Annotated in this window: 24 protein-coding genes; 9 read left to right on the plus strand and 15 right to left on the minus strand. The window is 72.1% G+C overall.

Annotated elements, in window-relative coordinates:
• Nucleotides 1–212 precede the first annotated feature (212 nt).
• The 3 genes from ACWGJ2_RS34240 to ACWGJ2_RS34250 all read right to left on the minus strand — a co-directional run bounded on the left by ACWGJ2_RS34240 (nucleotide 213) and on the right by ACWGJ2_RS34250 (nucleotide 2638).
• Nucleotides 213–821: a MarC family protein gene (locus ACWGJ2_RS34240; RefSeq protein ID WP_453350239.1), complete on the minus strand. Its 609-nt coding sequence runs from the start codon at nucleotides 819–821 to the stop codon at nucleotides 213–215.
• Nucleotides 822–968: 147 nt separating this feature from the next.
• The gene (locus ACWGJ2_RS34245; RefSeq protein ID WP_453350240.1) at nucleotides 969–1814 is read right to left on the minus strand and encodes a PHP domain-containing protein; all 846 of its coding nucleotides are present in this window, start codon (nucleotides 1812–1814) and stop codon (nucleotides 969–971) included.
• Between the two features lie 185 nt (nucleotides 1815–1999).
• Nucleotides 2000–2638: a DUF6758 family protein gene (locus ACWGJ2_RS34250; RefSeq protein ID WP_453350241.1), complete on the minus strand. Its 639-nt coding sequence runs from the start codon at nucleotides 2636–2638 to the stop codon at nucleotides 2000–2002.
• A gap of 238 nt (nucleotides 2639–2876) precedes the next feature.
• Between ACWGJ2_RS34250 and ACWGJ2_RS34255 the strand changes: the two genes are divergently transcribed.
• The gene (locus ACWGJ2_RS34255) at nucleotides 2877–4193 is read left to right on the plus strand and encodes an MFS transporter (protein WP_453350242.1); all 1317 of its coding nucleotides are present in this window, start codon (nucleotides 2877–2879) and stop codon (nucleotides 4191–4193) included.
• Between the two features lie 15 nt (nucleotides 4194–4208).
• Here the strand turns inward: ACWGJ2_RS34255 and ACWGJ2_RS34260 are convergent, their stop codons facing one another.
• Nucleotides 4209–4796 (minus strand): suppressor of fused domain protein, encoded by a 588-nt coding sequence (locus ACWGJ2_RS34260; RefSeq protein ID WP_453350243.1) that lies wholly within the window; start codon nucleotides 4794–4796, stop codon nucleotides 4209–4211.
• A 626-nt stretch (nucleotides 4797–5422) separates the two neighbouring features.
• On the opposite strand from ACWGJ2_RS34260, the gene ACWGJ2_RS34265 reads away from it, so the two are divergent.
• Nucleotides 5423–6541, plus strand: a complete 1119-nt coding sequence (locus ACWGJ2_RS34265; protein WP_453350244.1) for a magnesium and cobalt transport protein CorA — start codon at nucleotides 5423–5425, stop codon at nucleotides 6539–6541.
• Nucleotides 6542–6595: 54 nt separating this feature from the next.
• The gene (locus tag ACWGJ2_RS34270) at nucleotides 6596–7132 is read left to right on the plus strand and encodes a hypothetical protein (RefSeq protein WP_453350245.1); all 537 of its coding nucleotides are present in this window, start codon (nucleotides 6596–6598) and stop codon (nucleotides 7130–7132) included.
• A gap of 35 nt (nucleotides 7133–7167) precedes the next feature.
• Here ACWGJ2_RS34270 and ACWGJ2_RS34275 read toward each other — a convergent pair whose 3' ends face one another.
• Complete coding sequence (locus ACWGJ2_RS34275; protein WP_453350246.1) at nucleotides 7168–7893, minus strand: hypothetical protein; 726 nt, start codon at nucleotides 7891–7893, stop codon at nucleotides 7168–7170.
• 259 nt (nucleotides 7894–8152) lie between these two features.
• On the opposite strand from ACWGJ2_RS34275, the gene ACWGJ2_RS34280 reads away from it, so the two are divergent.
• From ACWGJ2_RS34280 to ACWGJ2_RS34290, 3 genes are read left to right on the plus strand one after another with little or no spacing between them, the layout of a single operon-like run.
• Nucleotides 8153–9496, plus strand: coding sequence for a magnesium transporter MgtE N-terminal domain-containing protein (locus tag ACWGJ2_RS34280; protein ID WP_453350247.1), 1344 nt, complete (start codon nucleotides 8153–8155; stop codon nucleotides 9494–9496).
• Nucleotides 9489–10097 carry a DUF1003 domain-containing protein gene (locus tag ACWGJ2_RS34285; RefSeq protein WP_453350248.1) on the plus strand — a complete coding sequence of 203 codons (609 nt, stop codon included), beginning with the start codon at nucleotides 9489–9491 and terminating at the stop codon, nucleotides 10095–10097. Before ACWGJ2_RS34280 ends, ACWGJ2_RS34285 begins: the two co-directional genes overlap by 8 nt.
• 45 nt (nucleotides 10098–10142) lie before the next feature.
• Nucleotides 10143–11300 carry an Mrp/NBP35 family ATP-binding protein gene (locus ACWGJ2_RS34290; RefSeq protein ID WP_453350249.1) on the plus strand — a complete coding sequence of 386 codons (1158 nt, stop codon included), beginning with the start codon at nucleotides 10143–10145 and terminating at the stop codon, nucleotides 11298–11300.
• Between the two features lie 142 nt (nucleotides 11301–11442).
• Here the strand turns inward: ACWGJ2_RS34290 and ACWGJ2_RS34295 are convergent, their stop codons facing one another.
• The 5 genes from ACWGJ2_RS34295 to sigE all read right to left on the minus strand — a co-directional run bounded on the left by ACWGJ2_RS34295 (nucleotide 11443) and on the right by sigE (nucleotide 17002).
• Nucleotides 11443–12192, minus strand: coding sequence for a hypothetical protein (locus ACWGJ2_RS34295; protein WP_453350250.1), 750 nt, complete (start codon nucleotides 12190–12192; stop codon nucleotides 11443–11445).
• A gap of 199 nt (nucleotides 12193–12391) precedes the next feature.
• Nucleotides 12392–12898, minus strand: a complete 507-nt coding sequence (locus ACWGJ2_RS34300; protein ID WP_453350251.1) for a sec-independent translocase — start codon at nucleotides 12896–12898, stop codon at nucleotides 12392–12394.
• Between the two features lie 131 nt (nucleotides 12899–13029).
• A complete protein-coding gene (locus ACWGJ2_RS34305; RefSeq protein WP_453350252.1) occupies nucleotides 13030–15060 on the minus strand; it encodes a trypsin-like peptidase domain-containing protein in 2031 nt (676 codons plus the stop codon).
• A 104-nt stretch (nucleotides 15061–15164) separates the two neighbouring features.
• Nucleotides 15165–16232 (minus strand): anti-sigma factor family protein, encoded by a 1068-nt coding sequence (locus ACWGJ2_RS34310; protein WP_453350253.1) that lies wholly within the window; start codon nucleotides 16230–16232, stop codon nucleotides 15165–15167.
• On the minus strand, nucleotides 16229–17002 hold the full coding sequence (gene sigE, locus ACWGJ2_RS34315; RefSeq protein ID WP_453350254.1) for an RNA polymerase sigma factor SigE: 774 nt from the start codon (nucleotides 17000–17002) through the stop codon (nucleotides 16229–16231). The genes ACWGJ2_RS34310 and sigE overlap by 4 nt, the downstream gene beginning before the upstream one ends.
• A gap of 173 nt (nucleotides 17003–17175) precedes the next feature.
• On the opposite strand from sigE, the gene ACWGJ2_RS34320 reads away from it, so the two are divergent.
• Nucleotides 17176–17862, plus strand: a complete 687-nt coding sequence (locus ACWGJ2_RS34320) for an O-methyltransferase (protein WP_453350255.1) — start codon at nucleotides 17176–17178, stop codon at nucleotides 17860–17862.
• Between the two features lie 217 nt (nucleotides 17863–18079).
• On the opposite strand, the gene ACWGJ2_RS34325 is transcribed toward ACWGJ2_RS34320, so the two are convergent.
• On the minus strand, nucleotides 18080–18247 hold the full coding sequence (locus ACWGJ2_RS34325; RefSeq protein ID WP_016469583.1) for a DUF3117 domain-containing protein: 168 nt from the start codon (nucleotides 18245–18247) through the stop codon (nucleotides 18080–18082).
• 296 nt (nucleotides 18248–18543) lie between these two features.
• On the opposite strand from ACWGJ2_RS34325, the gene chcB reads away from it, so the two are divergent.
• Entirely contained in the window at nucleotides 18544–19332 is a 789-nt protein-coding gene (chcB, locus tag ACWGJ2_RS34330; protein ID WP_453350256.1) for a 2-cyclohexenylcarbonyl CoA isomerase, read from the plus strand.
• Nucleotides 19333–19377: 45 nt separating this feature from the next.
• On the opposite strand, the gene ACWGJ2_RS34335 is transcribed toward chcB, so the two are convergent.
• Together ACWGJ2_RS34335 and ACWGJ2_RS34340 are read right to left on the minus strand one after the other, a co-directional pair.
• Complete coding sequence (locus tag ACWGJ2_RS34335; RefSeq protein WP_453350257.1) at nucleotides 19378–19989, minus strand: DNA-3-methyladenine glycosylase I; 612 nt, start codon at nucleotides 19987–19989, stop codon at nucleotides 19378–19380.
• Complete coding sequence (locus ACWGJ2_RS34340) at nucleotides 19979–20359, minus strand: hypothetical protein (protein ID WP_453350258.1); 381 nt, start codon at nucleotides 20357–20359, stop codon at nucleotides 19979–19981. Before ACWGJ2_RS34340 ends, ACWGJ2_RS34335 begins: the two co-directional genes overlap by 11 nt.
• Nucleotides 20360–20516: 157 nt before the next feature.
• On the opposite strand from ACWGJ2_RS34340, the gene folP reads away from it, so the two are divergent.
• Nucleotides 20517–21386 carry a dihydropteroate synthase gene (gene folP, locus ACWGJ2_RS34345; protein WP_453350259.1) on the plus strand — a complete coding sequence of 290 codons (870 nt, stop codon included), beginning with the start codon at nucleotides 20517–20519 and terminating at the stop codon, nucleotides 21384–21386.
• 88 nt (nucleotides 21387–21474) lie between these two features.
• Here the strand turns inward: folP and ACWGJ2_RS34350 are convergent, their stop codons facing one another.
• Both ACWGJ2_RS34350 and dapE read right to left on the minus strand, forming a co-directional pair.
• Nucleotides 21475–22224: an LOG family protein gene (locus ACWGJ2_RS34350; protein WP_453350260.1), complete on the minus strand. Its 750-nt coding sequence runs from the start codon at nucleotides 22222–22224 to the stop codon at nucleotides 21475–21477.
• A gap of 168 nt (nucleotides 22225–22392) precedes the next feature.
• Entirely contained in the window at nucleotides 22393–23472 is a 1080-nt protein-coding gene (dapE, locus tag ACWGJ2_RS34355) for a succinyl-diaminopimelate desuccinylase (protein WP_453350261.1), read from the minus strand.
• Nucleotides 23473–23504: the final 32 nt, after the last annotated feature.

Genomic DNA, 23504 nt, shown 5'->3' on the forward strand with positions numbered 1-23504 from the left:
GGGCGACGGCACCCAAATGTTGTGGGCAATCGTCCCGCAAGGCGGGACGGGTGGGCACAACCCGTGCCACCGGCCCGCACCACGCGAACGAACCCCAAAGGGGCACCCAGGCAAGGCGCACCCCAACAAGAACCGGGCACCCCGTGTGGCCATCACCCCGTACCCCGTGAAGGGGCACACCAGTGTGACGCGGCAACCCCCCGTTTCCACCCCTACCCGTGGACCTCGAGGAAGCGGGTGATGCCGTTGGCGATTTGCTGGACCGCGATGGCCGACAGGAGCATGCCCGAGAGGCGGGTGACGAGGACGACGCCCCCGTCCTTGATGACCCGGATGATCAGCAACGAATACCGCATAGCCAGCCACAGCACCACGTGAATGGCCACGATCGCGGCCCACACGGAGAGCTGCCCGCCGAACCCGTGCGCGTGCTGGACGGCCAGGATGACGGAGACGATCGCGCCGGGTCCCGCCAGCAGCGGCATGCCCAGAGGGACGAGCGCGGCGTTGACGTCCTTCGTCTGGGTGGGCTCGTCGGTCTTGCCGGTCAGCAGGTCGAGCGCGACGAGCAGGAGCAGCAGTCCGCCCGCGACCATCAGCGCGGGGACGGAGACGTGCAGGTAGTCGAGGATCTGCTGGCCGCAGATGCCGAAGACGGTGATGACGCCGAAGGCCACGGCCGTGGCCTGCAACGCCATCTTGCGCTGCACCTTCGCGGGCCGGCCCGAGGTGAGGGCCAGGAAGATCGGCGTGATGCCAGGCGGGTCCATGATCACGAAGAGGGTGACGAAGACGGACCCGAAAAGGGCGAACTCGAACACGGTGCGGTGCCTCGCTGAACGGTCCGGCGCCGGTGAAGACCGGGGAAACGCCGGAGAAGCGGAGAAACGGTGCGGGTGAAGGAGGGGCGGCGCCAGGCTCGCAGCCCGAACCGAACCCCGGCCAGGCCAAGCGCCAAGCGCTACGCGTCAGCCCGTGACGGGCGAGGCGCCTGACCCGCGCGCCGCGATCTCGGCGTAGACGTCCGGGTCCGTGGTGTGCTCGCCGAGCACACAGGTCTTCCGGCTGCCGTGGTAGTCGCTGGACCCCGTGGCGAGGATCCCGAGGTCGGCCGCGAGGCCGTGCAGTCGCTGCCGGGTCGCCGGGTCGTGGTCCATGTGGTCGGCCTCGACGCCGTCGAGCCCGGCGGCGGCCATGTCGGCTATCGCGCGCTCGGGCACGATCTGGCCGCGCTTGGCCGCGAGGGGGTGCGCGAAGACGGCGACGCCGCCCGCGCCCTTGATCAGGCGCAGCGCGTCGAAGGGGTCCAGCTCGTGCTTGTCCACGTAGGCGCGTCCGTCATTGGCGATCCACTCCTCCGTGAAGGCGTCGGAGACCGTCCCGATGACGCCCGCCTCGACCATGGCGGTCGCGATGTGCGGCCGTCCGACCGCGCCGTCGCCCGCGATCTCGGCCACCCGCTCCCAGGTCACCGGGACGCCCAGCCCGCGCAGCTTCTCGACCATGCCCTGGGCGCGGGGCACCCGGTCGTCGCGGACCAGTTCCCGCTCGCGTGCCAGCTCGGGCTCTTCGGGGTCGAAGAGGTAGGCGAGCATGTGGAGGCTGATGCCGTCGAGGCGGCAGGAGAGTTCGGCGCCGGTGACCAGCGTCAGCCCGGCGGGCAGTGCCGCCTTGGCCTCGGCGTGCCCGGCCACCGTGTCGTGGTCGGTCAGCGCGACGACGTCCAGCCCGGCGGCCCTGGCGTTGCGGACCAGTTCGGCGGGTGAGTCGGTGCCGTCCGACGCGGTGGAGTGGGTGTGCAGGTCGATGCGCACGGGGCGGGACTCCAACTTACGGGCGGAAGCGGCGGGCGGACCCCAGGATAGCCGCAGCTCGCCGTGCCCCTGTCAGCCGCACCGCCGCCCGCCTGGGCCCACGGGCACGGCCCCGCAGCGCCGACGAGCCGATCAGGCGGCCAGGCGGCCAGGCGGCCAGGCGCAAGGTCGGCACGCGCACCCGCTCAGGACATGATGCGCGGCGAGAGCGCCCCGCAGGGCAGCAGATCGACCTCGGCACCGGCGTCGCGCAGGTCGGTGAGGACGAGTTCGTCGTACATCAGCAGCCCGGACTGCTCCGGCCAGACGATCGCCCACAGCCACAGCCCTCGCGCCTCGCCCGCGAAGACGGCGCGGTCGTCGGCCACTCCGGAGACGTTCCAGAGGGGGGTGGGGCGTCCGGCGGCCAGTACCTTCACGTCAGGGGCCTGGTCGACGCTCATCCAGGGGCCGGGGTCGGGGCCGTCTATCCCGGCGTAGCGCGCGCCGAGGCCGACGCCCAGTTCCTCGGCGATGAGCAGGAGTTCACCGGGGCCGCCGAGCGGGCTGGGCCCGGAGCAGGCGACCGCCGTCGCGCGTCCGCCGCTTCTGTCGTCGCCCGCGCAGGCGACGCCCGTGAACAGCCAGCCGACGGGCAGCGGCCAGGGCATCCAGACAGGGACCTTCGTACGGCCGACGACGACCGCGAGCGCTTCGACGCTGGGCGGGATGACCGGCTGGAGCGGATGCACGATGCCGTGCACGTCGCACTGCCAGGTGTCGGCGAAGAGACCGGGCGCCCGGACCCGGCCACCGCACTTCGGGCAACTGGGTTCGCCCCTCATGGAGCACAACGGTCCTACCCGGTCGCCGCCCCGTCAAGGACGATCACCGGCCCGGTCACCGGCGGAGCGCACCGGCACCCGGTCGCCGCACGGGCTGGGCCCGTCACCAGGATATTTACGTGTACCTTGCACTAGTTAGCGTGGCTAACTTAAAATGTTGTACGTGCCAACGGCACGGCGCCCCCACAGGGAGCCACCAGCAACCACCACCGACACGCAGCGAAGGAGCAGAGCGGCCATGAGTGGTGATCCGTTCGACGAAGGCGGGGGCAGCATCCTCCGGCAGCCCATGGCGGTATGGGCCACGGCGGGCGCGGCAGTCGTCGCCTTCATGGGCATCGGGCTCGTCGACCCGATCCTGCCCTCCATCGCCAAGGGCCTGGACGCCTCCCCCAGCCAGGTCTCCCTCCTGTTCACCTCGTACTTCCTCATCACCGCCGTCGCGATGCTGGTGACCGGCTTCGTCTCCAGCCGCATCGGCGGGCGCAAGACCCTGCTCGCCGGACTCGCGCTGGTGATCGTCTTCGCGGCGCTCTCCGGCATGTCGGGGTCCGTCGGCGAGCTGGTCGGCTTCCGCGCGGGCTGGGGACTGGGCAACGCGCTCTTCGTCTCCACCTCGCTCGCCGTGATCGTCGGAGCCGCTGCGGGCGGCAGCGCGGCGGCGATCCTGCTCTACGAGTCGGCCCTCGGCCTCGGCATGGCCTGCGGCCCGCTGGTGGGCGCCGTGCTCGGCGACATGAAGTGGCGCTACCCGTTCTTCGGGACCGCGGCGCTGATGGCCGTCGGCTTCGTCGCCATCACCGTCTTCCTGAAGGAGCAGCCGAAACCAGCCCGTAAGACCTCGCTGCTCGACCCGGTCAAGGCGCTCGGGCACGGCGGGCTCGCCTCTGCTGCGGCGTCGGCGTTCTTCTACAACTACGCCTTCTTCACGGTCCTGGCCTTCACGCCCTTCGTGCTGAACATGTCCCCCTACCGCTCCGGCGGCGTCTTCTTCGCCTGGGGCGTGCTGCTCGCGGTCTTCTCCGTACTGGTGGCGCCGCGGCTCCAGGAGCGGTTCGGGTCGCTGAAGGTGCTGGGCGGCTCGCTGGTCCTGATGGCGGCCGACCTGCTGGTGCTGGGCTACGGGAACCACACGACGGCGATCGTCGCGACGATCCTGTCCGGCGCCTTCATCGGCATCAACAACACCGTCTTCACCGAGCTGGCCCTCGGCGTCTCGAACGCGCCCCGGCCCGTGGCGAGCGCGGGCTACAACTTCGTGCGCTGGTTCGCCGCCGCCGCGGCGCCGTTCCTCGCGCCGAAGATCGAGGAGTGGACCGACGTCCACATCCCGTTCGTCGTCGCCGCCGTGGCCGCAGCGGTGGGCGCGGCCGTCGTCGGCGTCCGCAGGAAGTCGCTGACGCACGACGCCGAGGAGCTGCTGCCCGCGCACGAGCGCGAGGACGCGGGCACCGGCGCGGGCACGGGCGCGGGCACGGACACAGGCGCGGGCACGGACACGGGCGCCGACGTGGAAGCCGCTCCCTCCCACGCGCAGGCGGCGGGCGCCCGCTGACGGAAGCGCCCGGACTCAGTCCGTCAGGTCCACCGAGCCACGGTGCGGATCACGCAGATCCGTGCCGTGGCTCAGCCATCGCTCCTCCAGGGCCGAAGCGCCGTGCACCCGCTTCCAGGCCGCCTCGTTCGGCGTCATGGGCAGCAGCGGCAGAAAGCGCACCGGTTCCAGGGGCGCGTCCAGCTCCAGGTCCTCGACGAGGCCACCGGACTCGGCCACCAGCACCGAGGTGAACGGCGCACCGGGCCACAGCGGTTCGCCGACGTCCAGGGAGGCGCCGGGCGCCACGACGACGCCCTCGACCTGGGGCGAGGCGGCGAGCACGGCGAGGGGCCGCAGCACCTTGTCGGTCTCGGCCCCCGCGAGCCGCACCGAGAGCACCAGCTCGGCGCGCGGCCCCCGGTCCGGGTCGGCGAGGGCCCCCGTGGGGTCGGCCATCGGCGCGACCGACATCCCGAGCGTGGCGTACCGCGCGATGTCGCCGTCCACAAAGCGCAGCACCTCGATGCGCTCGGTGCCGAGGAAGGTCACGGCAGCCCGCGCGTCGGGCTCGCCCAGCGCCGTCAGATAGCGGGCCTCGACCAGTTTCGATACGTCAGCCATGCCCGCGAGCATAGATCGCGGGCCGCACGCGTCCGCGGAACGGGCACGGCACGGGCGTCGCACAGGCGTCGCGCCACCACCGCACGGGGCCGACGGTGCGGCATGGGGACGGGATGGGCGGGTACACGCGCGTACGCGGGGATGTGCGGTGAAGCGTGGGGGTACGCGTGAGGCCGAACGTAAGGACGAGGCAAAGAGCGCTACGGCACGGCCCAAACCGACAGTTGGACAGTGCGCGCGGTGTTACCGTTGACTGCTGGTCAAGGCAGGTGTAGATCGTCCCCCACGGGGGACCGGCCGGAGGAGGTGGGACCTGACATGGATCCGAGTCGACCGTGCAGTACCAACCGCTCTTCTGTCCGGAAGCCGCGTCCCCGCTCCTAGGGCCCTTACTCCCCCACCGCCTCACGGTGAAACCTCCAAAAGGGCCTTTATTTTTGCCGGGTTCGCGCGACGGAAGAGCGCGTGAGGTTCGCTCCATCCCGTCCCGCAAGCGAACGCCGTCACCGCTGCCACGCGTGGTGCCCGCTTTGCAGACCTCCGGCAGGCTCCCCCCACCGTAGGTCCACATTCCGGGCAGCGCTGCGCCCCGCACCGACGGCACGGCACCGCACAAGGAGCCCAGCATGTCGATGATCCGAGACCTGCGCGAAGCCGTCAGGCCCGCACTGCGCAAGGGCGAGCGCGCGACGTACTCGTCCTACGACCTCACCCGTGGTCACAGCGGCGGCAGCGCCGTCGTGGACTGCGCCGTCTACCGCGAAGGGCGGCGCTGCACCGATCAGTTGAGCCCGGCCGAGGCACTGAGCGAGGTGCGCTCCGGCAGTGGCGACGACTTCGTGTGGATCGGGCTGCACGAGCCCACGGAGCAGGAGTTCTCCGGGATCGCCACGGACTACGGCCTGCACCCGCTCGCCGTCGAGGACGCGGTCCACGCGCACCAGCGGCCCAAGCTGGAGCGCTACGACGACAGCGTCTTCACCGTCTTCAAGACCATCCACTACGTGGAGCACGCCGAACTCACCGACTCCAGCGAGGTCGTGGAGACCGGCGAGGTGATGTGCTTCACCGGCCGGGACTACATCATCACCGTGCGGCACGGCGGCCAGGGCTCGCTGCGCGCGCTGCGGCACCGCCTGGAGGACGATCCCGAACTGCTGGCCAAGGGCCCCTCGGCGGTGCTCCACGCCATCGCCGACCAGACCGTCGACGGCTATCTGGCGGTGGCGGACGCGGTCCAGGACGACATCGACGCCGTCGAGATCGAGGTCTTCTCCGAGAGCGCGGGCAAGGGGAAGCGCGGCGGCGACGCGGGACGGATCTACCAACTGAAGCGCGAGGTGCTGGAGTTCAAGCGCGCCGTCTCCCCGCTGCTGCGGCCCATGCAGATGATGAGCGAGCGCCCGATGCGGGTCATCGACACGGACATCCAGAAGTACTTCCGCGACGTGGCCGACCACCTGGCCCGCGTCAACGAGCAGGTGCTCGGCTTCGACGACCTGCTGAACTCCATCCTCCAGGCCAACCTCGCGCAGGCGACCGTCGCGCAGAACGAGGACATGCGCAAGATCACCTCGTGGGCGGCCATCTTCGCCGTGCCGACGATGATCGCGGGGATCTACGGCATGAACTTCGACTACATGCCGGAGCTGGAGTGGCGGTACGGCTATCCCGCCGTGCTCGTCGTCACCGTCGGCATCTGCTTCGCCATCCACCGCGGATTCAAGCGCAACGGCTGGCTGTAGCGGGCCCGTCCCGTCGTCCCCTTCCTGGCGCCGGGCTCGCGGTAGCCTGCCCGTATGACCGCTCCCGGCACCGAGCTGCTCGACCAGGCCCTCGTCGAAGAGGCCACCAAGAAGTCCGGCCTCGTCTGGGTACGCGGCCCCGAAGGCCCCTCCCGGGCGCTGTGGCACGTGTGGCACGACGGCGCCGTCTGCCTCGTCGGCGACGGGCCCCTGGAACAGCCCCTTGAGGGGCTCGGGCTCGTGGACGGTGGTACGGCGACCGTCACCGTGCGCAGCAAGGACAAGGGCGGACGGCTGGTGGCCTGGAGCGCGCGGGTGACCGAGCCCGAGGTGGGCGGCGAGGCGTGGCAGGCGGCCGTCGATGAGCTGAAGGGGAAGCGGCTGAACGCGCCCGACGCGGACACGGTCACGGAGCGGTGGGCGCGCGAGTGCCGCGTGCTGCGTCTGGTGCCCGAGGGTGAACCGGCGCAGAAGCCCGGCGCGATGCCGGACGGCTCCCAGGCCGCCGCGCCGCTGTCCACCGACGCGACGACGCGGCTGCCGCAGCCGGCCGGGCTGCCGAAGCTGCTGTTCCGCAGGCGCCGGAAGTAAGCCGGGGCGCTCAGGGAGCCGCGTTCGGCCTGCGCTCAGCCCTTGGCCGCCGAGATGCTCTTGCCGTAGTCGACGACCTTGTCCTTGGCGGGGGCGCTGAGCGAGAAGTCCTTGTTCCAGTCCTTCAGTTCCAGCGTCCCCGCCCCGCCGCCCCGTTCGACCCGCAGCGGGTACGGGGTACCGATGAGCGAGACGTCCAGGACGCCGCCGCTGCCCTTGCCCGCGCGCACGCGGACCGTCCTGGTGCCGCCCACCTCGCCGCGGTCGCCGGTCTCGCGCGTGCCCTCCAGGCTCAGCAGCCCGTCCAGCAGCACCCGCATCTCGGTGAAGCCGCTGAGCTGCTCGTACGCGGGGTCGCCGTCGGGCACCTTCACGTACTTGCCCTCCAGCTTGCCCGCCGCCTGGACGTCCGACTTGGTGGGCTCCTTGTCGCCCTTGCCCTGCCTGGCCCAGAAGTCGGCGTCGGCCTTGAGGTAGAGGTCCTTGTCCACCCGCAGCAGTTCGAAGGTGTGCCCGCCCTTGGCCGACACCTCGCCCACGCCGCCGGTCTGCTTGAGGCGCATGTCCAGCTCGTAGGTGCGGCCCTTGCTGACGACGTTGCCGGTGAGCTTGACCGCGTCGGCGCCGCGCGCCGCGCTCAGGGCCTTCTTCTCGATCTTGGCGGCGGAGAGCTTGCCGACCCCGTTCGTGCCCTTGTCCGGGTCCTCGCTGCCGCAGGCCCCGAGAACCGCCGTCAGCCCCACGCAGACGGCCCCTGCCAACGCTGCACTCCGTCGCTTGCGGGCGCGTCCAGTCACGTCGGCTTCCTCCTGGAGGTCGGGGCTGGACCGCACCCTACCCGTGCCGGTACCCGGTGATGGAAGCCAGCCGTCCGGACCATGCCACGGGGCCACGACGGGCCGGGGCACGCTAGCCTGAAACCGGCAAAGCGCGCATAAGCGACCTCCGTACACCTCCGTACACAGGCTGCGGGGCTCGTGTAGTGCGCACCCCGCTCCTACGGACGAGGAGGGCCTGAGCATGGCCGCGGGCGCCTCCCGGGTCTTCGTCTCGCACCTCTCCGGCATCGCCGTCTTCGACCCGGGCGGCGATCAGGTCGGCCGGGTCCGCGACGTCGTCGTCATGCTCCGCGTGGGCGGCAAGCCGCCCGGCGTGCTCGGCCTCGTCGTCGAAGTGGTGAACAGGCGCCGCGTCTTCGTCCCCATGACCCGGGTCATGGGCGTCGAGTCAGGGCAGGTCATCACGACGGGCGTCGTCAACATGCGCCGCTTCGAGCAGCGCCCCGCCGAGACCCTCGCGCTCGGCGAACTGCTGGACCGCCGCGTGACGCTGGTGGAGACGGGCGAGCAGGTCACGGTGCTGGACGTGAGCATGCGGCAGTTGCCCGCGCGCCGCGAGTGGGAGCTGGACAAGGTCTTCGTGCGCAAGGGCAAGGGCGGGACGCTCAGACGGCGCGGGGAGACCCTGACCGTCGAGTGGTCGGCGGTGACCGGCTTCGCGCTGGAGGAGCGCGGCCAGGGCGCGGCCACCCTGCTGGCCACCTTCGAGACCCTGCGCCCCGCCGACCTCGCGAACGTGCTGCACCACCTCTCCGCGAAGCGGCGCGCCGAGGTGGCGGCGGCGCTCGACGACGACCGGCTGGCCGACGTGCTGGAGGAACTGCCCGAGGACGACCAGGTCGAGATCCTCGGCAAGCTCAAGGACGACCGCGCCGCCAACGTCCTGGAGGCCATGGACCCCGACGACGCGGCCGACCTCCTCTCCGAGCTGCCCGAGCAGGACAAGGAGCGGCTGCTGGAGCTGATGCGGCCCCAGGACGCCGACCCGGTGCGGCGGCTGCTCTCGTACGAGGAGGGCACGGCGGGCAACATCATGACCACCGAGCCCATCGTGCTGCGTCCCGACGCCACGGTGGCGGAGGCGCTGGCGCGGGTGCGCGACGAGGACCTGCACGCCCCGCTGGCGGCCCAGGTCTACGTCTGCCGCCCGCCGGACGAGACGCCCACCGGGCGCTATCTCGGCGTCATCCACTTCCAGCGGCTGCTGCGGGAGCCGCCCTTCACGCTGGTCGGCTCGGTCCTCGACTCCGGGCTGCTGCCGCTGCCGCCCGACACGACGCTGCCCGCGCTGACGGGCTACCTGGCGACGTACAACATCGTCGCGGCGCCCGTCGTGGACGAGGCGGGGCATCTGCTGGGCGCGGTCACCGTGGACGACGTGCTCGACCATCTGCTCCCCGACGACTGGCGCGAGGCGGCGGCGCACGGGCTGGAGCGCGTGGAGGGGCTGGGCACGGACAGCCTGGGCGCGGAAGGGCTGGGCACGGAGGGGCTGGGCACGGAGGGGGTGACGGGGCGTGGCTGAGCGGGACGGGCACAGGGAGCGGGACAGGGAACGGGAGGGCGCTGACCGGGAAAGAGAGCGGGAACGGGAGCGGGAGCGGACGGGGCGGGCGCGGCTCGATCAGCCACGTGCCGCGCGCCGCAGGCTGCTCCCCGAGTACGACCCGGACGCCTTCGGGCGGCTCTCGGAGGAGATCGCGCGCTTCCTGGGGACCGGCAGGTTCATCGTCTGGATGACGGTCGTCATCATCGTCTGGCTCGGCTGGAACGTGCTCATGCCGGGGCCGCTGCGCTTCGACGAGTACCCCTTCATCTTCCTGACCCTCATGCTGTCCCTCCAGGCCAGCTACGCGGCCCCGCTCATCCTCCTCGCGCAGAACCGCCAAGACGACCGCGACCGGGTCAACCTGGAGCAGGACCGCAAGCGCAACGAGCGCAGCATCGCGGACACCGAGTTCCTGACCCGTGAGATCGCCTCGCTGCGCATGGGGCTCGGCGAGGTCGCCACCCGGGACTGGATCAGGTCCGAGCTCCAGGACGTGCTCAAGGAACTGGAGCAGCACGGACCGGCATCCGGCCCGGCCCCGGGAACGCCCCCGGAACCGAGTGACCAAGACCGCTGACCCCGTCCCTTCGGAGAGGCGGCACGGGCGCCGTACCATTTGCCCATGGCTACCGACACTCCCGCATCCACCCCCACCGAAGACGCGGTCCGCGCCGCGCTCGCGACGGTGAACGACCCGGAGATCCACCGGCCGATCACCGACCTGGGGATGGTCAAATCCATCGACATCGCGCCCGACGGCGCCGTCGACGTCGGGGTCTATCTGACGGTGTCCGGCTGTCCGCTGCGCGAGACGATCACGTCGAACGTGACGGACGCCGTCTCGCGCGTCGAGGGCGTCACCCGCGTCGCCGTCGAGCTGGACGTGATGAGCGACGAGCAGCGGCGCGAGCTGGCCTCCACGCTGCGCGGCGGCAAGGCCGAGCGCGAGGTGCCCTTCGCGCAGCCCGGTTCGCTGACGCGGGTCTACTGCGTCGCCTCCGGCAAGGGCGGTGTCGGCAAGTCCTCTGTGACGGTGAACCTGGCGGCGTCCCTCGCGGCCGACGGGCTGAAGGTCGGCGTCGTCGACGCCGACATCTACGGCCACTCGGTCCCCAGGATGCTGGGCGCCGAGGGCCTCCCCACCCAGGTCGAGGACATGATCATGCCGCCGTCGGCGAACGGCGTGAAGGTCATCTCGATCGGGATGTTCACCCCGGGCAACACCCCGGTGGTCTGGCGCGGCCCGATGCTCCACAGGGCGCTCCAGCAGTTCCTGTCCGACGTCTTCTGGGGCGATCTCGACGTGCTCCTGCTCGACCTCCCGCCCGGCACCGGTGACATCGCCATCTCGGTCGCGCAGCTCGTCCCCAACGCCGAGATCCTCGTCGTCACCACCCCGCAGCAGGCGGCGGCCGAGGTCGCGGAGCGCGCGGGCTCCATCGCCGTGCAGACGCACCAGAAGATCGTGGGCGTCATCGAGAACATGTCGGGCATGCCCTGCCCGCACTGCGACGAGATGATCGACGTGTTCGGCACGGGCGGCGGCCGGCGCGTCGCCGAGGGCCTCACGAAGACGACGGGCGCCGAGGTGCCCGTCCTGGGCGGCATCCCGATCGACCTCCGGCTGCGCGAGGGCGGCGACGAGGGCAAGCCCGTCGTCCTGACCGACCCCGACTCCCCCGCGGGCTCCGCGATCCGCTCCATCGCGAGCAAGCTGGGCGGGCGTCAGCGCGGCCTGTCGGGCATGTCGCTGGGGCTGACGCCGAGCAACAAGTTCTGATCGACACGTTCTGAGCAACAAGTTCTGAGCCACCACCCGAGCGGCCGGTAGCCGCTCTGCCGTACGCGGTACGGCCCTGGGCACAGGTAAGGGGCGTCCTCTCTTGGAGGGCGCCCCTTACGCGTACAGGGTGGGAGGCGGCTCAGTCCTCCACGGGCTCCACGGGCTCGACGGACGACTCGGCGGGCTCGGCGGTCGCGGGCTCGACGCTGCCCACGGACCGGTCGCCGCTCAGCGTCCGGTGCTCGTAGGCGGTGATGTCCTTGACGACGGAGAACCCCAGCCCGTAGGCGCTCATCCCGCGCCCGTAGGCGCCGATGTGCACGCCTTCCTGGGCCGCGCCCGCCAGCACCCAGCCGTACTCGGACTCGCGGTAGTGGAAGTCGGTCGGCACGCCGTCCACCGGCAGCGAGAGCGCCGACCAGCCCGGCCCGTCCAGGGCGTCGGCCAGCTCCCAGGCCACCCCGGTCTGCTGGTCGAGCCAGTCCTGCCGCAGCCCACGCTCCATCTCCAGCGGCCATGTGCACGACAGCAGCCCGGAACCGGCCAGCCAGGCTGCCGTCGAGACCGAGGTCGCCTCCAGGACGCCCGTGCCGTCGGCGCTACGCCGCACGGGGCGGCTCGCGACCGTCACCACGACGGCGAAGCGCTGCTCCTCCGGGCTGGTCTCGTTCCTGAGCGAGGGCTCCTCGCCGTGACCGGTCGAGCCGTGTTCGACGGTGCCGTCCGCCGCGGCTCCCACCTGGAGGAGCCAGCGCGGCCCTGTGAACGCCTCGTCGAGGCCGTACCACGGAAATGCAGCCATCAGAAAGCCGTCCACCGCCCGCCGTTCATCCGGGATCCCCGGTGTGGCGGGCCCGGATTCACCGGCCACCCGACTCGTCGTCTCCATCTTCGCGACGCCTCCTCATTGCCCTGTGCCACGGGCAGCCTGCCCCCCTCGGACGGCGGCCCCGGACACAGGGAGGATAGCTACCCGGGTCCGCCGTGTCGGGCATGACAGGAGATCGGGTGGCGTCAGGGACGTGAGATGAGCCTCATCAGGCCGCCGGGCGGCGGGCCGGGGAACGACGGGCCAGGCGGGCCAGGGCTCAGGTGGCGTCGGCGTCGAAGGGGGGCGGGTCGCTCTTCGAGAGCGGGTCGCGCTTGGCCGACGGGCCCGCCTCGCCCGCCTCCGGCGCTTCATCCTTGCGCAGGCTCAGGCGACCGCCCGCAGCGCCCGCCGCGCCCGCCGCGGCCGAGGCTCCGGCGCCGCCCGCCGACGAGCCGCTCCCCGTGCCGTTCACGGCGTCCGTGACCTCGGCCAGGTCCTTGCGCAGGTCGAAGCCGTTGCGGATCTCCTTGATACCGAGATCGTCATTGTCCAGAAGGTGCTTGCGGGCGAAGTTCTTGGGGTTCAGATCCTCGAAATCGAAGTCCTTGAACTCCGGACCGAGTTCGGACCGGATATCTTCCTTCGCGTTGTCCGAGAACTGCCGCACCTTGCGGATGAACGAGGCGACGTCCTGGATCACCTTGGGCAGCTTGTCAGGACCGAAAATGAGTACGGCGAGGACGATGAGCGCCAACAGCTCTAGGGGTCCTATGTCGAAGAACACCTTGCAGCTCCCTCATGCCTCGTACATTCACGGCCGATAAGGCCCGCTGTCACGGTACCCGGAGTCGGGCCCGGGGTGGGAGCCCGCCTCCTCATCTCCTCACCGGTATCTCCTCATCCGTATCATCCGTATCACCCGTCGGCCGACGAGCCGAGCCTCAGCCGCACGGTGCGTTCCTCGCCGTCGCGCTCCAGGGTGAGGGAGAGCCGGTCGCCCGGACGGTGACTGCGGATCTTGACGATCAGCTCCTCACCGCTGTGCACCCTGGCGCCCTCCACCTCGGTGATCACGTCGCCCCGCTTGATCCCCGCCTCGTCCGCCGGACTGCCGGAGATGACCGGATCGCCCCCGCCGCCCTGGCTGCCGACCCGGGCGCCGTCGCCGTCGAACTCCGTGTCGAGGGTGACGCCGATGACGGGGTGGGTGGCCCGACCGTCGTTGATCAGCTCCTCGGCGACGCGCTTGCCCTGGTTCACGGGGATGGCGAAGCCCAGCCCTATGCTGCCGCCCTCGTCGCCGCCGGGGATGCCGGAGCTGTCGTCGGCGGCCTTGATCGCGCTGTTGATCCCCACGACCCGGCCCTGGCTGTCCACGAGGGGCCCGCCCGAGTTGCCGGGGTTGATGGGCGCGTCGGTCTGGAGCGCGTCGACGTAGCTCGTCTCGCTGCCCTGCTCGCCGCCAGCCGTGATCGGGCGCTCCTTGGCGCTGATGATGCCGCTGGTGACGGTCTCCTCCAGGTCGAAGGGCGCACCGATGGCGACGACGGCATCGCCGACGCGGACCGAGTCCGAGTTGCCGAGGGGCAGCGGCTTCAGGCCCGAGACGCCGGTGACCTTGACGACGGCGAGGTCGTAGCCACCGTCCGTGCCGATGACCTCGCCCTTGGCCGTCCGGCCGCCGTGGAAGGTGACCTCGACGGAGTCGCCGCCGTCCTGCGCCGGTTCGATGACGTGGTTGTTGGTGAGGATGTGGCCGCGCTCGTCCAGCACGAAGCCCGTGCCCGTCGCCTCGCCGCCGCCCCCGCTCACATGGAGCGTCACCACTCCGGGCAGGGCACGCTCGGCGATGCCCGCGATGCTGCCGGGGGCCCTGGCGTTCTTGCCCTCCTTCTCGGCGGGTGCCTGGGGCAGCGTCACGTCGCCGACCTCGCCGTGCCGCTCGGCGTACGCGCCGACCGCTCCCCCGATGCCGCCCGCGACCAGCGCCAGCACGATCGCGCCCACGACGGTGCGGCCCCGGCGCCGTCCGCGCTCGTGGCCCCCGGCCCCGTGGGGAACCGGAGCGGGAGCGGGAGCGTGCGGGGGCGCCCACGGGTCGTACCGCAGCCACACGGACTCCGGGTCGCCCGGTGTCTGGCGCTCCGGCGGCTGAGGGTGCGGCTCAGGGTGCGGTGTGTGGGGCTGCGCTTGCGGGAGGGGCTGGTGGGGCGCTTGAGCCTGTGGGAGTGGCTGGTGGGCCTGCTGGGCCTGGTGGGGCACGGAAGGCTGCGGAAACGCCTCGTACGCCCCTGCCCCGGCTCCCGCCCCCTGCTCGTGCGTCCCCGGCTCCCGCGCCGGTACAGGGGCGCTGTGCTGCGGGGGTACGGGGGTGCCCTGCGCTGGGGTGCCACTCGGGGCCGGAGGCGCCTGGGGCACCTGGGGCTCCGGGGCCGTGCCCGAGCGCGGCATCGGCACGCCCTGCGGGGGCGTGGCGCCGGACGGGGGCTGGACGAGCGGGGCCGGGGCCCACGGTCCGGGGCCCCCGTAAGGAGGCGTGGCGTAGGGGTCCTCGGGGTGCAGCGGTTCCGGCGCCGGCGCGGGGGTCTCGGAACTCGCGGGAGTCGCGGGAGTCGCGGCACCCTCCGACGCCTCGCCCCCACCGGCCACGGCACCGCTGCCCGGCGCACCGTCCGAGGCGCCGGGGACCCCGGGGCCGTCGGGTGCACCGGAAACACCAGGAGCACCCGTGTCCGTCGGGTCGGCGGCGGGCGGCGGGGGCGTGTCCATGGGCGCCGAGGCGCCCGCACCGGCATCAGCGGCGTCTCCGGTGGTGCCGTCGCCCGCATCGTGCGGGTGCTCCGCCGCAGGCGGAACAGGCACGGCGGGCGGCGGCTGATGACCCGAGGTCCTGCGCGGGCGGCTCCACCACTTCGGCTTCGGCCCCGCGGCCTTCCCCTCGTCCATGCTCTCCCCACTGTCCCCACGGTTCGCCCCGGCAGGGCGGCAACTGGCGGCCCTAGGAGGGATTCAACCAGGTCCGGGGAGGCTCGCGCAGCGACCCTGGGGCGTCAGCGCTGCGGTGGGGCGGCCGTGGCGGCCGGGGTGGGATCCGTGCCGCCGCGCACCGGCGTCCGGCCCGGCACGGCGCTGACCGATGTGCCCGCGTACACATCCGTGCCGGAGGCCGAGGAGGACATCGCGGCCATGACCGAGGGCGAGGAGAACGTGGACAGCGAGGAGCGCACCAGGGGCGGGGAGAACACCGCGTCCCTGAGCAGCGGATAGACGTTCCCCGGCTGAAGGGGGGAGCTGGGGGGTGCCGACGGGGTGGCCGACGGAGAGCGCTGCTGGAGCGGCGCACCGCGCTCCGCCTTCACCGAGGCGCCGGACGTGGCGGAACCGCTCAGGCTGCCGGTCCGCTCGCTCTTCTCGCCGCCCGCGCCGCGACGCCTGCCGTCGCGATCGGCGGCGGACCCCGAGGAGGCCGAACGGACCGGTCCCGCCGAGGTGTTGTCCCCCGCGGCGACCGGGGCACTGCCCGCACCGCCGGAGCCCAGCGCTCCGCCGATGGCCAGGGCCGCCAGCGAGAAGGCACCCGCGGCGGCGAAGGCGAAGCGGCGCGAGCGCGAGGGGGCGGACGCAGTTGTGGAAGCGGACGCCGGGGAGGAGGGCGGGGCGACGCGCTCCATCTCATGTATCCGGAAGCCGCGCGCGGGGGACAGCGTGCTGCGTCCGCCCCGGCCGCCCGGCAGATAGTCGAAGGCCCACGGGGAGGAGGCCGCGGCGACGGGAGCGGCCCCGCCGCCCGGACCGCCTCGCCCGTCCGGACCTCTTCCGCCGTCGCCGTCACCGGGATCGCCGGGGTCCCCAGCGGGGAGCCCCTGCAACCGTGCCAGCAGACCGTCGGAGGGCGGCGGCGGCGCGGCGTCCGCGAAGACGTTCTTCAATCGGCGCTGGGCGTCCGCCTCGGCCTTGCAGCTCCAGCACGTCGCGAGGTGCGCCAGGACGCGTTCGCGTGCGTCATGGCCCAACTCTCCGTCGACGAGGGCCGCCAGGCGGTCCCCCAGATGCTGCTCGGCGGGCGTGGGCACCTCGCCCGCTCCCGGTAGCTGGCGTCCCCTGCCTGTGCCGCTCACTCGACTCCGACCTCCCCACTCCGGGCGGACGGGATCGCCGCGCTCAGCGCGCGCTGCTGCTCCGCACGTGCCTCGGGAGAGCGGTGCTGGAGCGCCTTGCGCAGATGCGAACGTCCCCGGTGGATACGGCTGCGCACGGTGCCGAGCTTCACGCCCAGGGTGGCCGCGATCTCCTCGTACGACAGCCCTTCGATGTCACAGAGCACGACGGCCGCGCGGAACTCCGGCGCGAGGGTGTCCAGCGCCTGCTGGACGTCCGCGTCGAAGTGCGTGTCGTTGAAGTGCTGCTGCGGGGTGGGCTCACGGCTCGGCAGGCGCTCGGCCGCGTCGTCGGCGAGCGCGTCGAAGCGGATGCGCTGCTTGCGCCGGACCGTGTCCAGGAACAGGTTCGTGGTGATGCGGTGGAGCCAGCCCTCGAAGGTGCCCGGGGTGTAGGTGGACAGCGAACGGAAGACCCGGACGAAGACCTCCTGTGTGAGGTCCTCCGCATCGTGCTGGTTTCCCGTCAGGCGGTAGGCGAGGCGATAGACCCGCGCGCTGTGCGTGCTGACGATCTCCTCCCAGGAAGGAGGGGTCCACGCCTGGGTGTCCGCATCGGTGTCGAAAGTCGCCGTGGTCGCGGATTCGGCGGTGTGGACCTGGTCAGCGGTGTTGCTCACGGATTTCGGCTCGCCCGATGTCCTGCGGAAACGCCTCAGCATTCCGCGGTCACGGGCCGCAGCCGCACCTCCCCTGTCGGCTCTGGTGGTGTCCAGTGGAGCCCCTACCATAGCCACCTCGCCCGTTAGCTCCGGATAAGCATTTTTGACCTGCTTTTGGTCTTGCCGTTCAGACCACCGCATCGACCGCTGTCCTGACGCCATCACATTCCCCCGACACCTTCCATCCCTCTCCAACGCCCGGTCCCATCTGCGGGTTCCCAAGCCAACGGATACAGTCCTGGTTGCGTAGACGACGGGGACAGGAGAGGGCCATTACCGGCAACCGGCAGACGAGCTGGGCTTTCGCCGACGCGTACGGCGCCGAGCTTGTCGAGAACGCCGAGACTGCGGCACTGCGCTGGGCCCGCGAGCGGGCACAGGAGGCAGGGCTCCGCTCGGTGTCCCCCGGAACCGGTGCCGCGCTGCGGCTGCTGGCCGCGACCGTGGACGCCAAGGCGGTGGCCGAGATCGGGACCGGCACCGGGGTCTCGGGCATCCACCTGCTGGACGGGATGCGCCCCGACGGGGTCCTGACCACCGTCGACATCGAGCCCGAGCGCCAGCAGTTCGCCCGGCAGGCGTTCCGCGCCGCCGGCTTCGCGGGGAACAGGGCGCGCTTCATCCCGGGCCACGCCCTGGAGGTGCTGCCGCGCCTGGCCGACGGCGGTTACGACCTCGTCTTCTGCGACGGCGACCGCGTCGAGTGCCTGGACTACCTCGGCGAATCGTTGCGCCTGCTGCGTACCGGCGGCCTCGTCTGCTTCGAGGGCGTCTTCGCCGACGGCCGCACCGTCGACTCCTCCGCACAGCCCGCCGAGGTGCTCAAGCTGCGGGAACTGCTGCGCGCCGTGCGGGAGAGCACGGTGCTGGTGCCCTCGCTGCTGCCGGTGGGCGACGGACTGCTGTGCGCGGTGAAGCGGGGACAGTGACCACTGTCACTCCCGGACCACGCTCATTCCCCGACCGCGCTCACTCCCGGCCGCACGTCCCGCCCCGCCCCCATCGCACGCCGCATGCCTCCGCTCACGCCCCGCGTGACGCTCGGCGCCCGTGCGCCCACCCCACGTCAACCCCCTGTCATGCCGCTGCCCCGGAGCGCGGTGCGCGCTCCGGGGCAGCGGGAGATCGACGGGGAAGGGACACTGCTCAGCCGCAGACCTTCTTCAGCTCCTCGCCCAGCGCGGTCGCCTCGTCCGGGGTCAGCTCGACGACGAGTCGCCCACCGCCTTCGAGCGGAACGCGCATGACGATGCCCCGCCCCTCCTTGGTCACCTCGAGCGGGCCGTCGCCCGTCCGCGGCTTCATGGCCGCCATGCTCGTTCCCCTTCCTGAAACCAGCCGATCGCAGCCGACAACCCGTGTCACCGGCATCGAACACATTGCTTCCCAGCCATTATCCCGCATGGCAGGACCCGATGACCAACAACAGGTCGTATCTCTTCGGCCACGGCCTCGCACAAAACCGCCCATTCCGGCGTTCGTGCTGCGATACTTCTCCCTCTTGCCCCGCGCCCGGCGCGCTCCGCGTTTGACGCAGCTCACACCGCGGACGCCCGCGGAGCCGGGCACGGCATCTGTCGGCACCCGATGATCTAGGTCATGCTGGCCCCATGTCCGACACCGTGCTCTATGACGTGACCGACGGCCTTGCGACGGTCACCCTCAACCGCCCCGACGCCATGAACTCCCTCAACGACGAGACGAAGGTGGCGTTGCGGGACACGCTCCGCGGGGCCGCCGACGACGAGGGCGTACGGGCCGTGCTGCTGACCGGCACCGGAAAGGCATTCTGCGTGGGGCAGGACCTCAAGGAGCACATCGGCTCGCTCCAGCAGCAGGGCGGAAGCGCGCTGAACACGGTCGAGGAGCACTACAACCCCATCACGCTGGCCATCGCGGGGATGCCCAAGCCGGTCGTCGCGGGCGTCAACGGCGTCGCGGCGGGCGCGGGCGCGGGCTTCGCCTTCGCGGCCGACTACCGCGTCGTCGCCGACACCGCCTCCTTCAACACCTCCTTCGCCGGGGTCGCGCTCACCGCCGACTCGGGCGTCTCCTGGACCCTGCCGCGCCTTGTGGGCCCCGGACGCGCCTCGGACCTGCTGCTCTTCCCGCGCGGTGTCAAGGCGCAGGAGGCGCTGGAGCTGGGTCTCGCGAACCGCGTCGTGCCCGCCGCCGAGCTGGCGGCCGAAGCCGCCGCGGTGGCCCGCCAGCTCGCGCAGGGCCCCACGTTCGCCTACGCGGCGCTCAAGGAATCGCTCGCCTACGGCTCCGCGCACTCCCTCGCCGAGACCCTGGACAAGGAGGCCGAACTCCAGCTCCGTGCCGGCGCTTTGGACGACCACAAGATCGCGGTGGAAGCCTTCGTGAAGAAGGAGAAGCCCCGCTTCACCGGCCGGTAGGGAAACCGGGCGCCCGGACCCGCCTCCGAGCGGCGCCCCTCCCCGCTACGCCCTCGTCCCGTAAGGCCGCGCCCAGCAGTCGGCCAGGTGATCGTTGACGAGGCCGCACGCCTGCATCAGCGCGTACGCCGTCGTCGGGCCGACGAAGCGGAAGCCGCGCTTCTTGAGGTCCTTGGACAGCGCGGTGGACTCCGGGGTGACCGGCGGCACGTCGCCCAGGACGCGGGGTACTGGACGGGTGGCCGGTTCCGGCGCGTAGGACCAGATCAGCTTCTCCAGCTCGCCCTCGGGCCACTCGGCGGCCACCCGCGCGTTGGCGATGGTCGCCTGGATCTTGGCGCGGTTGCGGATGATGCCCGTGTCGGCCAGGAGCCGTGCCTCGTCGGCCTCCGTGAAGGCCGCCACCTCCTTGATCCGGAACCCGCTGAACGCGGCGCGGAAGCCCTCGCGGCGGCGCAGGATCGTCAGCCAGGAGAGCCCGGACTGGAACGCCTCCAGGCACAGCCGCTCGTAGAGCGCGTCGTCGCCGTGGACGGGGCGGCCCCACTCGTCGTCGTGATACGCCACATAGTCCTCGGCGGACAGGCCCCACGGGCAGCGCAGCCGCCCGTCGGCGCCCGGCAGCGCGGCCCCCTCGGGGCGGTCCTCAGCGGCCATCGGAGCCCTCCTGGGTCTGCTCGAAGAAATCGGCCCGCCCCATCGCCGCGGCCTGGGCGCCCGCCAGCGCGGACTCCAGTTCGGCGATGCGGGCGTCCCGCTCGGCCAGTTCGGCGCCGAGACGGTCCAGGACGTCGTCGACCTGCCGCATGCGGTAGCCCCGCACGCCGACGGCCAGCCGCAGCCCGTCCACGTCCGCGCGGCCCACGGGGCGGTCCGGGGGCAAGGGCTCGTCCAGCACATCGGGTGGCGCGTCGCCGAGGCCGCCGCCCGCCGTGTGCTGCGAGCCGTCGCCGCTGCCCACGACGGCCAGCGTGACCGCCGCGACAACCACGACGAGCGAGATCAGCAGGAACCAGAACACGGCCATCTCCCCGAGGTACGTCCGTCCAACTCCGGCCGCGTGACCACGGCCGCACATCGTCCCCGATCGTGCCATGGCCCGCTGACAGTTAAGGTCGGCGGCGGGGCCGGTGTGGTGACCACGTACAGATTCGGCCCCCTGAGCACATCGGAGAGGATGGCGGATGCTGCGCCTGGGGACACGCGAGTTCGGCGAGAACGAGCCCGTGATCATGGCGATCGTGAACCGGACGCCGGACTCCTTCTACGACCGGGGCGCCACCTTCCTCGACGAGCCCGCGCTCGACCGCGTCGAGCAGGCGGTGTCCGAGGGCGCCGCCATCATCGACATCGGCGGCGTCAAGGCGGGCCCGGGCGACGAGGTGACGGCCGAGGAGGAGGCGCGGCGCACCGTGGGCTTCGTCGCGGAGGTGCGGCGGCGCTACCCGGACGTGGTGATCAGCGTGGACACCTGGCGGCACGAGGTCGGCGAGGCCGTGTGCGAGGCGGGCGCCGATCTGCTGAACGACGCGTGGGGCGGGGTGGACCCGCGGCTCGCCGAGGTCGCCGCGCGGTACGGCGCCGGGCTGGTCTGCACGCACGCGGGCGAGGTGGAGCCGCGCACGCGCCCGCACCGCACGGCCTACGCGGGCGAGGGCGGCGTCATGGGCGACATCCTGCGCGTCACGCTCGGGCTGGCCGACCGCGCCGTGGCCCTCGGGGTGCGGCGCGACGGCATCCTGATCGACCCGGGGCACGACTTCGGGAAGAACACCCGGCACTCGCTGGAGGCCACCAGGAAGCTGGGCGAGATGACGGAGACGGGCTGGCCTGTGCTGGTGTCGCTGTCCAACAAGGACTTCGTCGGCGAGACGCTCGACAAGCCGGTCAAGGAGCGGCTGACGGGCACCCTGGCCACGACGGCGGTCTCGGCCTGGCTCGGCGCGCGGGTGTACCGCGTGCACGAGGTGGCCGAGACCCGGCAGGTCCTGGACATGGTGGCGTCCCTCGCGGGCCACCGCCCGCCCGCCGTGGCCCGCCGCGGACTGGCCTAGCGACGCGGGCCGGCCTAGCGGCGCGGGGCGCAGGCGACGGCCGGGGCGGCGCCCAGCGGGCCCGCCCCACGGCCTGCCCGTCAGTCCGTCAGCCCGAGGTCTCCTTGGTGACCAGGGCCACCGCCTCGTCGATGTCGTCCGTGACGTGGAAGAGGTCCACATCGCGCGAGGACGCCTTGCCCTGCGCGACGACGGTGCCCTTCACCCACTCGACCAGGCCCTGCCAGTAGTCGGTGCCGAAGAGGACGATCGGGAAGCGGGTGACCTTCTTCGTCTGGACGAGGGTGAGGGCCTCGAACAGCTCGTCCAGCGTCCCGAGCCCGCCCGGGAGCACCACGAAGCCGCGCGCGTACTTGACGAACATCGTCTTGCGGACGAAGAAGTAGCGGAAGTTCACCCCGATGTCGACGTACGGGTTGAGGCCCTGCTCGAAGGGCAGCTCGATGCCCAGCCCGACCGAGGTGCCGCCCGCCTCCAGCGCGCCCTTGTTGGCCGCTTCCATGGCGCCGGGCCCGCCCCCGGTGATCACCGCGAACCCGGCGTCCACCAGGGCCCGCCCGATCCGCACCCCCGCCTCGTACTCCGGGGAGTCCACGGGCGTACGGGCCGAGCCGAAGACGCTGACGGCGGGGCCCAGCTCGGCCAGGGCGCCGAAGCCCTCGACGAACTCGGCCTGGATGCGCATGACCCGCCACGGATCCTGGTGCACCCAGTCGGAGGGACCGGTGGTGTCCAGCAGCCGTTGATCGGTCGTACCCGGCTGCACCTGGCCACGGCGGCGTACCACCGGTCCCAGGTGCTGCTCCTGCGGCTCCCGCTGCTGCTCGGGGCTGCTCATGTCGTGCTCCCTCCGACTGCGATCTTTCCGCCTCAGCGTACGCAGACAGAGGTGACGTACAGCGAAATTTAGGCAGTCACACGCCAGACCCGCGAGGTCAGCGCGCTGCGACGCCGTTGGTCAGTTGGCCGGTCAGTCGGGCAGCCAGTCAGCCGGGCGGGCAGGCGGTCAGTCCGTCAGCCAGGCGCGCAGGCGCTCGTCGCAGTGGAGGATCCGGGCCACCTCGACGTGCTCGTCCCGCTTGTGCGCGAGGTTGGGATCGCCGGGCCCGTAGTTCACGGCGGGGACGCCGAGCGCGCTGAACCTGGCCACGTCCGTCCATCCGAACTTCGGCATCGGCTCGCCGCCGACCGCCTCGGTGAACGCCTTGGCCGCCGCGTGCGAGAGGCCGGGGAGGGCGCCGGGCGAGCTGTCGTCCACGGTCAGCTCGGCGACGCCGCAGCCGTCGAAGACCTCGCGCACGTGCGCGAGCGCCTGCTCCTCGTCGAGGTCGGGCGCGTAGCGGTAGTTGACGGTGACGACGCACTCGTCGGGGATCACGTTGCCCGCGACGCCGCCCTCGACCCGGACGGCGTTGAGGCCCTCGCGGTACTCCAGCCCGTCGATCACCTTGCGTCGCGGCTCGTACGCGGCGAGCCGCGCGAGGACCGGGCTCGCGGCGTGGATGGCGTTCACGCCCTTCCAGGCGCGCGCCGAGTGCGAGCGCTGTCCGGCGGTGCGCAGCTTGACGCGCAGGGTGCCCTGGCAGCCGCCCTCGACCTGCCCGCTGGAGGGCTCCAGCAGGACGGCGAAGTCCCCCGCCAGCCACTCGGGGTGCGCCTCGGCGACGTGGCCGAGGCCGTTGAGGTGCGCGGCGACCTCTTCGTTGTCGTAGAAGACGAAGGTCAGGTCGCGGTTGGGCTCGGGGACCGTCGCGGCGATGCGCAACTGGACGGCGACCCCGGCCTTCATGTCGCTCGTCCCGCAGCCCCACAGCACCCCGTCCTCGTCCAGCCGGGAGGGCACGTTGTCCGCGATCGGCACGGTGTCGATGTGCCCCGCGAGGATGACGCGCTCGGCGCGGCCGAGGTCCGTGCGGGCGACGATGTTGTTGCCGTGCCGGTCGACGGTGAGGTGGGGCAGCGCGCGCAGGGCCGACTCGATGGCGTCGGCGAGCGCCTTCTCGTTCCCGCTCTCGGAGGGGAAGTCCACGAGGGCCGCCGTGAGCTGGGCGGCGTCCTGCTGCAAGTCGAGTCCCGTGCGCGTCATGCGCCCCACCCTACGGCGGGCGAGGGCCTGTC

The organism is Streptomyces sp. NPDC054796, from assembly GCF_053611545.1.